Below are 7,789 nucleotides of genomic sequence, written 5' to 3'. Positions count from 1 at the left end.
GTGTTCTCCCGCAGCTTCTGGCTGGGCTGGATGAAGGTGCGCCCGATGTATTTGTTCTTCAAAAAGCCGATGCCGTAGGGGATGCCGCTCTGCTGGGCGTAGCCCAGGGCAGCGTCCAGGCCGGAGTCCGGCGCGCCGATGACCACGTCCGCCTGCACCGGATGCTCCAGTGCCAGGAAGGCGCCCGCACGGCGGCGGGCACGGTGGACGGAAGCGCCGTCGATCACGGAGTCGGGCCGGGCGAAGTACACATACTCGAACACGCACAGGCCGGTCTTCTGGCCGCAGGCGTGGGCGATGCTGTGCACGCCCTCCTCGTTGATGACCACGATCTCGCCGGGGGCGATGTCCCGCACGAATTCGCCGCCCGCGGCGTGGATGGCGCAGCTCTCGCTGGCGATCACGTCGCTGTTGCCGATCTTGCCCAGGCACAGGGGGCGGATGCCCTGCGGGTCACGGGCCGCCACGATCTTGCGGGGGCTCATGACCACCAGGGAGTAAGCGCCGGTGAGCCGGTCCACCGCCTTCTCCACCGCCTCCTGAATGCTGCCGGCGTTCAGCCGGGCACGGGTGATGGCGTAGGCGATGACCTCAATGTCGCTGGTGGTGTGGAAGATGCCGCCCTTCAGCTCCAGCTCCTCCCGCAGCTCCACCGCATTGGTGAGCTGACCGTTGAAGGCCAGAGCCATGGTGCCCTTGATGTGGCGCACCAGCATGGGCTGGCTGCTGGACCGGGTGCGGTCCTTGTAGGGGGCGTAGCGGCAGTGGCCCAGAGCCATCTGGCCCTTGCCCAGGCGGCGGATCACCTCGGGGGTGAACACCTCGTTCACCAGCCCCAGGTCTTTATGGCTGCGGATCACGCCGTCCTCATTCACGGCGATGCCGCAGCTCTCCTGACCGCGGTGCTGCAGCGCGTACAGGCCGTAGTAGGTATCGGCCACCACGTCCATGTCCTCGTCGCGGCTGTAAACGGCGAACACGCCGCATTCATCGTGGATCTTGCTTTCCAGGTAATCGAACATCGGCCGCATTCCTTTCTATTAGCCCAGCAGGCGCTTCATTACTTCCTGGTAAGCCTCTTCCTCACCGCCCAGATCGCGGCGGAACAGGTCCTTGTCCAGGTGAGCGCCGGTGGTGGCGTCCCAGAAACGGCAGGTGTCGGGGCTGATCTCGTCGGCCAGCACGATGGTGCCGTCGGCCAGACGGCCGAACTCCAGCTTGAAGTCGATCAGGCGGATGTTGAACTGCAGCAGGTACTTGCTCAGGATCTCGTTCACCTTGAAGGCGTAAGCGGAGATGGTGTCGATCTCTTCCTGGGTGGCCAGCTCCAGAGCCAGAGCATGGTAGTGGTTGATCAGGGGATCGTGCAGATCGTCGTTCTTGTAGCTGAACTCCAGGGTGGGAGCCTTGAAGATGGTGCCCTCTTCCACGCCGTAGCGCTTGGAGAAGCTGCCGGCGGCCACGTTGCGCACGATGACCTCCAGAGGAACGATGGAGACCTTCTTCACCAGGGTCTCACGGTCGCTCAGCTCCTCCACAAAGTGGGTGGGCACGCCCTGCTCGGCCAGCATCTTCATCAGGTTGTTGGAGAGCTTGTTGTTCACAACGCCCTTGCCGCGGATGGTGCCCTTCTTGGCGCCGTCGCCTGCGGTGGCGTCGTCCTTGTAATCCACGATGACCAGGTTGGGGTCCTCGGTGGCGAATACTTTCTTGGCTTTACCTTCGTACAACTGCTCCAGCTTGTTCATGGTTCTCTGCTCCTTTTGATATCATCAATAAAAATTAAATAATAAAAGCTTTGTTTGGATTGCTCCGCCTTACAGCGTGGCCAGCTCGGCCTGCAGCTTCTCTTCCTTGGCGGCGATCTGCTCGGCCATGGCGGCCCGGTCGGCGTCCAGCTTGGCGGCCAGGGCCTCGTCGGTGATGGCCAGCATCTGGGCGGCCAGGATGGCGGCGTTCTTGGCGCCGTTCAGGGCAACGGTGGCCACCGGGATACCGCTGGGCATCTGTACCGTGGCCAGCAGCGCGTCCAGACCGTCCACCGCGCCGCCCTTCATGGGAATGCCGATCACCGGCAGGGTGGTGTTGGCGGCGATGGCGCCCGCCAGGTGGGCGGCCATGCCCGCGGCGCAGATGATGGCGCCGAAGCCCGCGGCACGGGCGTTTTTGGCAAATTCAGCGGCAGCCGCCGGGGTGCGGTGGGCGCTGAGGATGTGCGCCTCGCAGGGGATGCCCAGGCGCTTGAGCTCGGCTGCGGCGGCCTTGACCACCGGCCAGTCGCTGTCGCTGCCCATCAGGATCGCTACTTTTTTCTGTTCCATGTTTTGAAACCCTCCCAGATGAAACGCCAACGAAAAAGACCGCAGTGCGCATGCACTACGGCCCTTTATTCGGCAAGGATTGCGTTATGGGTGCTTTTCTCCCCAAACAGCGCTGCAAAACCGGCTTTGTAACCCTTCATCTCAATGAATCCGCGCTTCATGGGTGCACCCCCTAACAAGAATTTTACAATCCTAGTTTAGCAGGCCCGGCCGACAAAATGCAACCGCTTTGCACCCCGTGATTCCATTTTCAGAAGTTTCGCCGGGTTGTTGAATATTCCCCATTGTTTTTTGGCGTATTTACCAATTGTCAACCGTCGTAGTATTACTTATGCTGTATTATTTTCACGCAAATGTAATACTTTCAAAGCGGGCTTTGGTCACCCGGGCCAGGTCGGCAGGGGCCAGCTCCACCTGCGCGCCGATACGCCCGGCGCTCACCATCACGGTGGGCTTGTCCTGGGCGGAAGCGTCGATCACGGTGACGAACTGCTTTTTCATGCCCACCGGGCTGCAGCCGCCCCGGATGTAGCCGGTGGTCTTGAGCAGGTCCGCCACGTGCAGCATGGCCACGCTCTTCTCCCCCACCGCCTTCGCGGCCTTTTTCAGGTCCAGCTCGGCGGCCACCGGGATCACAAACACATAAAAATTCTTGCTCGCCCCCTGGGTGACCAGCGTCTTGAACACCCGGGCCGGGTCCTGCCCCAGCTTGTTTGCCACCGACACCCCGTCGATGGCGCCGTCCTCGTGGTTGTATTCATGGAAGGTGTAGGCCACCTTCTCGGTTTCCAGCTTGCGCATGGCGTTGGTCTTGGTCTGCTTGGCTGCCATGGCTCATGCCTCCTTTTGGCTCTTGGGCAATACCGCCCGGAATGATGCGGGATCGCCCTTGTTTTCACCTATTATAATGCGTTCGCTTTTTTCCCGCAACCGCCCCATGCCGATTTAGCCGGATAAATTTTTTCTTGACAACCGCTTTTCCCGGTGGTATGCTAGGCCTAACTTAACCAAATGCGAGGATATTTTCTCATGGCTCGACTGTTTACCGCAAACTATTATTATGGCTTTGCTTTTTATGGCAAGGTCTTGGTTTGCTGTGAACATTCCCGGGCGGTATAACGCGCCTCGCATCGGTTTTGCCGGTACGACCCAGCCGGGGGCTTGCAGCAAGCAGGTCCCCGGCTTTTTTCTTTGCGGGCCTGCCCCTTTCATCTTACATAGAGGAGTGTTTGACATGATCATCATTTTGAAAAAGGACGCAAACGAATCCGCGGTGCGCGCGCTGCGCGCCGAGCTGGAGGCCATGGGCCTTTCCATCCACGAAAGCCTGGGTGAGCAGGAGCACATTCTGGGCCTGGTGGGCGACACCAAGGCCGTGGCCGAGAGCTGGGTGCTGGCCAACCCGGCAGTGGACCAGGTGCGCCGCATCTCGGAGCCCTACAAAAAGGCCAACCGCAAGTTCCACCCCCAGGACACCGTTGTCCAGATCGGCAACACAAAAATCGGCGGCAGACACTTCGCGGTGATCGCCGGGCCCTGCAGCGTGGAAAGCGAGGAGCAGATCTGCCTGGTGGCCGGTGAGGTTCAGAAAAGCGGCGCGAGCCTGTTGCGCGGCGGTGCCTTCAAGCCCCGCACCTCCCCCTACTCCTTCCAGGGCATGCGGGCCGAGGGCCTGGAGCTGCTGCGTCACGCCCGTGCCAAAACCGGCATGCCCATCGTGACCGAGATCATGAACAACGAGCACATCCCCCTGTTTGAGGACGTGGACCTGATTCAGGTGGGCGCTCGGAACATGCAGAACTTCGAGCTGCTCAAAGCAGTGGGCCGCATGGGCAAGCCGGTGCTGCTCAAGCGGGGCCTTTCCGCCACGCTGGAGGAGTTCGTGATGAGCGCCGAGTACATCATGGCCGAGGGCTGCGAGCAGGTGATTCTGTGCGAGCGGGGCATCCGCACCTTCGAGAACAGCATGCGCAACACCCTGGACATCTCCGCTGTGCCCATGCTCAAGCACATGAGCCATCTGCCGGTGGTCATCGACCCCAGCCATGCGGCGGGCATCAACTGGATGGTGGAGCCGCTGGCCAAGGCCGCGGTGGCCGCCGGTGCGGACGGTTTGATGATCGAGGTGCACAACGACCCGGCCCGGGCCAAGTGTGACGGCGCCCAGAGCCTGACCTGCCCCCAGTTCGACGCCCTGATGCAGGATATCACCCGCGAAGCCGCCTTCTTCGGCAAGGAAGTGAACTGACCCGCCCGGCATAAACGACCCGCAACCCACACAAACTATGGTTGAAGCCTCCCCGGAGGCGAAAGGAGCCTTTCATGAAAGCACGCATCCGTCCGCTGGCGCCCTGTGCGCTGGTATGGAACTACCCCGACACCGAACCCGGTTTTGCCGCTCTGGCCGATGCCTGCCGGGCCGAGGGCCTGGCCCTGACCCCGGTGACCCCCGCCGATACCGGCCGCACCATTGCAAGCCTGTGCGGCGGCCCCGGTTCTGCCAGCGCCCCCGCCATTGAAGCAAACTACCCCGCCGCCCTCATCATGAACGGGCTGGACCGTGCCCAGCTGGATTCCTTTTTGAACCGGCTGCGGGCCGGTGGCGTTTCCATCCCCCTGAAGGCCATGGTCACCCCCACCAACCAGAGCTGGACCCTGGCGGCTCTGCTGGCGGAGCTTGAGCAGGAGCGGGAGGCCTTTGCCGCCCGTGTCGCCGCAAAAGCTGCACAAAAAGAGCAATAATCTTATATTTTATGTAAAATGCGCATGATTTTATGCATTTTGCAACCAAACTGTCATTTTTTACAGCGCCCTTTTACATTGACAAACATCTATCAGGAAACTATAATAAAGCTGTTTCCCATCCTTGTGCAGATGGGATATGTTTGTGCGATTTTATTATCGAGAGGAGTAACAACATCATGAAAAAAGCTATTGCTTTGGTCATGGCTGCCTGCCTGGCTTTCAGCCTGGTAGCCTGCGGCGGCGCTTCCAGCACCGCTACTTCCACTTCCACCGCTTCTTCCACTGCTACTTCTTCTGAGGCCGCTTCCTCCGAGGCTGCTTCCTCTGAGGCTGCTGCTACCGAGGCTGGCGTGAAGACCGGTATGGCCATCGTTTCCAGCACCAGCGTTTCCGACGCTGACGCCGACGCTGACGGCAAGGCTCAGGTTGACAGCACCGCCGCCGCCGTTCTGGTTGGCGAGGACGGCAAGATCATCAGCTGCAAGCTGGATGTTGCCCAGAACAAGGTTGCTGTTAAGAATGACGGCTCCTTCGACACCTCCGCTACCTTCAAGTCCAAGCAGGAGCTGAAGGAAGACTACAACATGAAGGGCGCTTCCCCCATCGGCAAAGAGTGGTACGAGCAGGCCAACGCCTTCGCTGAGTACGTGGTTGGCATGACCGCTGAGGAAGTTCGCGCCATCGAGACCAATCCCGATGCTCACAACGGCCCTGTTGACGCCGACATCGCTGCTTCCTGCACCATGGGCGTGACCGATTTCATCGAGGCCATTGCTCAGGCTACCGAGAACGCTCAGGTTCTGGGCGCTTCCGCTGACGACACCCTGGCTCTGGGTCTGTCCACCGAGTTCAGCTCTTCCGCTGTTCAGCCCGCTGACAACGAGGGCGAGGGCCTGGTTCAGACCGATACCACCTACGCCGCTGTGACCACCGACGCTGACGGCAAGATCACCAGCAGCATCTGGGATTGCACCCAGGCCAAGTTCAACACCACCGAAGAGGGTGTTGTGACCGCTAAGGACGAGACCATCGTTCCCAAGCAGACCCAGAAGGAAGACTACGGCATGACCATCGCTTCTGAGATCAAGAAGGAGTGGTACGAGCAGGCCAACGCCTACGCTGCTTGGCTGGTTGGCAAGACCGCTGCCGACGTGGCTGCTGTTGAGACCAACGCTGAGGGCCACAATGGTCCCACCGACGCCGACATCGCTGCTTCCTGCACCATGGACGTTCGCGAGTTCAACAACGCTGTTGCCAAGGCTCTGGCCTGATCAGCAGCTTGCGCATCACGGCGTGATCTGTTAAAATGAAAAAACGGCCAGGCCCCGGCGGTCTGGCCGTTTTCTGTTTTTTCTATCCGGGCACGCCCTTCGGCGCACAGCCCGAATCTTCACACGGAGGATCTTTGTTGCTTATGGTAAAACGCCTTCTCTGCGCGGGCTGTGCCGCCGTGCTGCTGGCCGCTTCACTGGCCGGCTGCGGCAGCCCCGCTTCCTCGTCTGTTTCCGTCTCTCAGACTGCCTCGACCAGCGCCGACCCAGCCATGGCCGGCTGGGAGAAATACACCGCCAGCTGGTATGATGTGTTCGACACCGTGACCACCGTGATCGGCTACGCCCCCAGCGAGGAGGAATGGGACCGACAGATGGACGCTTTGCATCAGGATCTGGCCGAATACCACCAGCTGTACGATATCTACAACCACTACGAGGGCGTGACCAACCTGTATGACCTGAACCGCAGCGCCGCGCAGAGGCCTGTGGCGGTGGATCAGCGGATCATGGACCTGCTGGTGGAATCCAAAGAGATGTACAAGACCACCAGCGGCAAAATGAACGTTGCCTTCGGCGCGGTGCTGAGCATCTGGCACGACTACCGGGAAGCGGGCCTCAACGACCCGGACAGCGCCCAGCTGCCCCCCATGGAGCAGCTGACCGCTGCCAGCGAGCATTGCAGCATCGACGATCTGGTGCTGGATGAAGAGGCCGGCACCGTCTACTTTGCCGACGATCAGCTGCAGCTGGACGTGGGCAGCGTGGGCAAGGGCTACGCGGTGGAAATGGTAGCCCGGGCCGCCGAGGAGCGCGGCCTTTCCAGCGCCATTCTGAGCGTGGGCGGCAACGTGCGCACCATCGGCCATAAGCCGGACGGCAGCCGGTGGACCGCCGGCATTCAGGATCCCTGGGCCTCGGCAGAGCTGGCCGGTCAGGTGGTGAACGATGCGCCCTATCTGGTGTCCGTTTACATGGAGGACATGGCGCTGGTGACCAGCGGCGACTACCAGCGCTTCTATGAGGTGGACGGCAAGCGCTACAACCACATCATCGACCCGGACACTCTGATGCCTGCGGACCACTTCTCCGCCGTGGCGGTGCTGGTGCCGGATTCCGGCCTGGGCGACTGTTTGTCCACCGGCCTGTTCTGCCTGTCGCTGGAGGACGGGCAGGCGCTGGTGGAAAGCCTGGACGGTGTGGAGGCCATGTGGATGACAAAGGACGGCTCGGTGGTCTACTCCTCCGGCTTCGGCGATTCCGTCAAGGCCACGCTGGAGGGCTACGAGCCCTGATCGTTTCCAACAAAAATCCCCCTGGAATCCAAGATTCCAGGGGGATTTTCTGTTTTGTTTATTCGCCGGAAAGCAGGATGCGGTCGTCGTCCAGCTGCTTGCCCGCGTTCTCCCGGAACAGGCGCAGCAGGTCCTCCACCGAAAGCCCGGCCCGCTG

At 61.1% G+C, this 7,789-nt stretch carries 8 protein-coding genes; 4 read left to right on the top strand and 4 right to left on the bottom strand.

All coding sequences use genetic code 11. The features are described 5' to 3' along the window. The 4 genes from J7G73_RS11600 to ybaK form a co-directional block, all read right to left on the bottom strand. A partial coding sequence (locus J7G73_RS11600; RefSeq protein ID WP_291246362.1) for an amidophosphoribosyltransferase occupies positions 1-1,022 on the bottom strand: 1,022 nt, incomplete at its 3' end. A gap of 18 nt (positions 1,023-1,040) precedes the next feature. Beyond that, the gene (gene purC, locus J7G73_RS11595) at positions 1,041-1,748 is read right to left on the bottom strand and encodes a phosphoribosylaminoimidazolesuccinocarboxamide synthase (protein WP_087180958.1); all 708 of its coding nucleotides are present in this window, start codon (positions 1,746-1,748) and stop codon (positions 1,041-1,043) included. Positions 1,749-1,817: 69 nt separating this feature from the next. After that, positions 1,818-2,321 carry a 5-(carboxyamino)imidazole ribonucleotide mutase gene (gene purE, locus J7G73_RS11590; RefSeq protein WP_291246361.1) on the bottom strand — a complete coding sequence of 168 codons (504 nt, stop codon included), beginning with the start codon at positions 2,319-2,321 and terminating at the stop codon, positions 1,818-1,820. 345 nt (positions 2,322-2,666) lie between these two features. After that, positions 2,667-3,152 (bottom strand): Cys-tRNA(Pro) deacylase, encoded by a 486-nt coding sequence (gene ybaK / locus J7G73_RS11585; RefSeq protein WP_291246360.1) that lies wholly within the window; start codon positions 3,150-3,152, stop codon positions 2,667-2,669. Positions 3,153-3,555: 403 nt separating this feature from the next. Here ybaK and aroF point away from each other — a divergent pair, with 403 nt between their 5' ends. From aroF to J7G73_RS11565, 4 genes are all read left to right on the top strand, one after another. Continuing rightward, a complete protein-coding gene (gene aroF, locus J7G73_RS11580; protein WP_291246359.1) occupies positions 3,556-4,569 on the top strand; it encodes a 3-deoxy-7-phosphoheptulonate synthase in 1,014 nt (337 codons plus the stop codon). A 74-nt stretch (positions 4,570-4,643) separates the two neighbouring features. Beyond that, positions 4,644-5,063, top strand: a complete 420-nt coding sequence (locus J7G73_RS11575; protein ID WP_291246358.1) for a DUF3783 domain-containing protein — start codon at positions 4,644-4,646, stop codon at positions 5,061-5,063. A gap of 179 nt (positions 5,064-5,242) precedes the next feature. Beyond that, positions 5,243-6,337, top strand: coding sequence for a hypothetical protein (locus tag J7G73_RS11570; protein WP_291246357.1), 1,095 nt, complete (start codon positions 5,243-5,245; stop codon positions 6,335-6,337). A gap of 143 nt (positions 6,338-6,480) precedes the next feature. After that, positions 6,481-7,632: an FAD:protein FMN transferase gene (locus J7G73_RS11565; RefSeq protein ID WP_291246356.1), complete on the top strand. Its 1,152-nt coding sequence runs from the start codon at positions 6,481-6,483 to the stop codon at positions 7,630-7,632. Positions 7,633-7,789 lie beyond the last annotated feature (157 nt).

This window comes from Allofournierella sp., assembly GCF_017889395.1.
In the GTDB taxonomy this organism is placed as follows: Bacteria; Bacillota; Clostridia; order Oscillospirales; family Ruminococcaceae; genus Allofournierella.
This window is presented reverse-complemented; position numbering and strand designations above follow the sequence as displayed.

What these genes read in the sequence shown, in the direction of transcription:
- purC (WP_087180958.1), bottom strand. Translation starts at nt 1,748, where the DNA reads ATGAACAAGCTGGAGCAGTTGTACGAAGGTAAAGCCAAGAAAGTATTC.
- purE (WP_291246361.1), bottom strand. Translation starts at nt 2,321, where the DNA reads ATGGAACAGAAAAAAGTAGCGATCCTGATGGGCAGCGACAGCGACTGG.
- ybaK (WP_291246360.1), bottom strand. Translation starts at nt 3,152, where the DNA reads ATGGCAGCCAAGCAGACCAAGACCAACGCCATGCGCAAGCTGGAAACC.
- aroF (WP_291246359.1), top strand. Translation starts at nt 3,556, where the DNA reads ATGATCATCATTTTGAAAAAGGACGCAAACGAATCCGCGGTGCGCGCG.
- J7G73_RS11575 (WP_291246358.1), top strand. Translation starts at nt 4,644, where the DNA reads ATGAAAGCACGCATCCGTCCGCTGGCGCCCTGTGCGCTGGTATGGAAC.
- J7G73_RS11570 (WP_291246357.1), top strand. Translation starts at nt 5,243, where the DNA reads ATGAAAAAAGCTATTGCTTTGGTCATGGCTGCCTGCCTGGCTTTCAGC.
- J7G73_RS11565 (WP_291246356.1), top strand. Translation starts at nt 6,481, where the DNA reads ATGGTAAAACGCCTTCTCTGCGCGGGCTGTGCCGCCGTGCTGCTGGCC.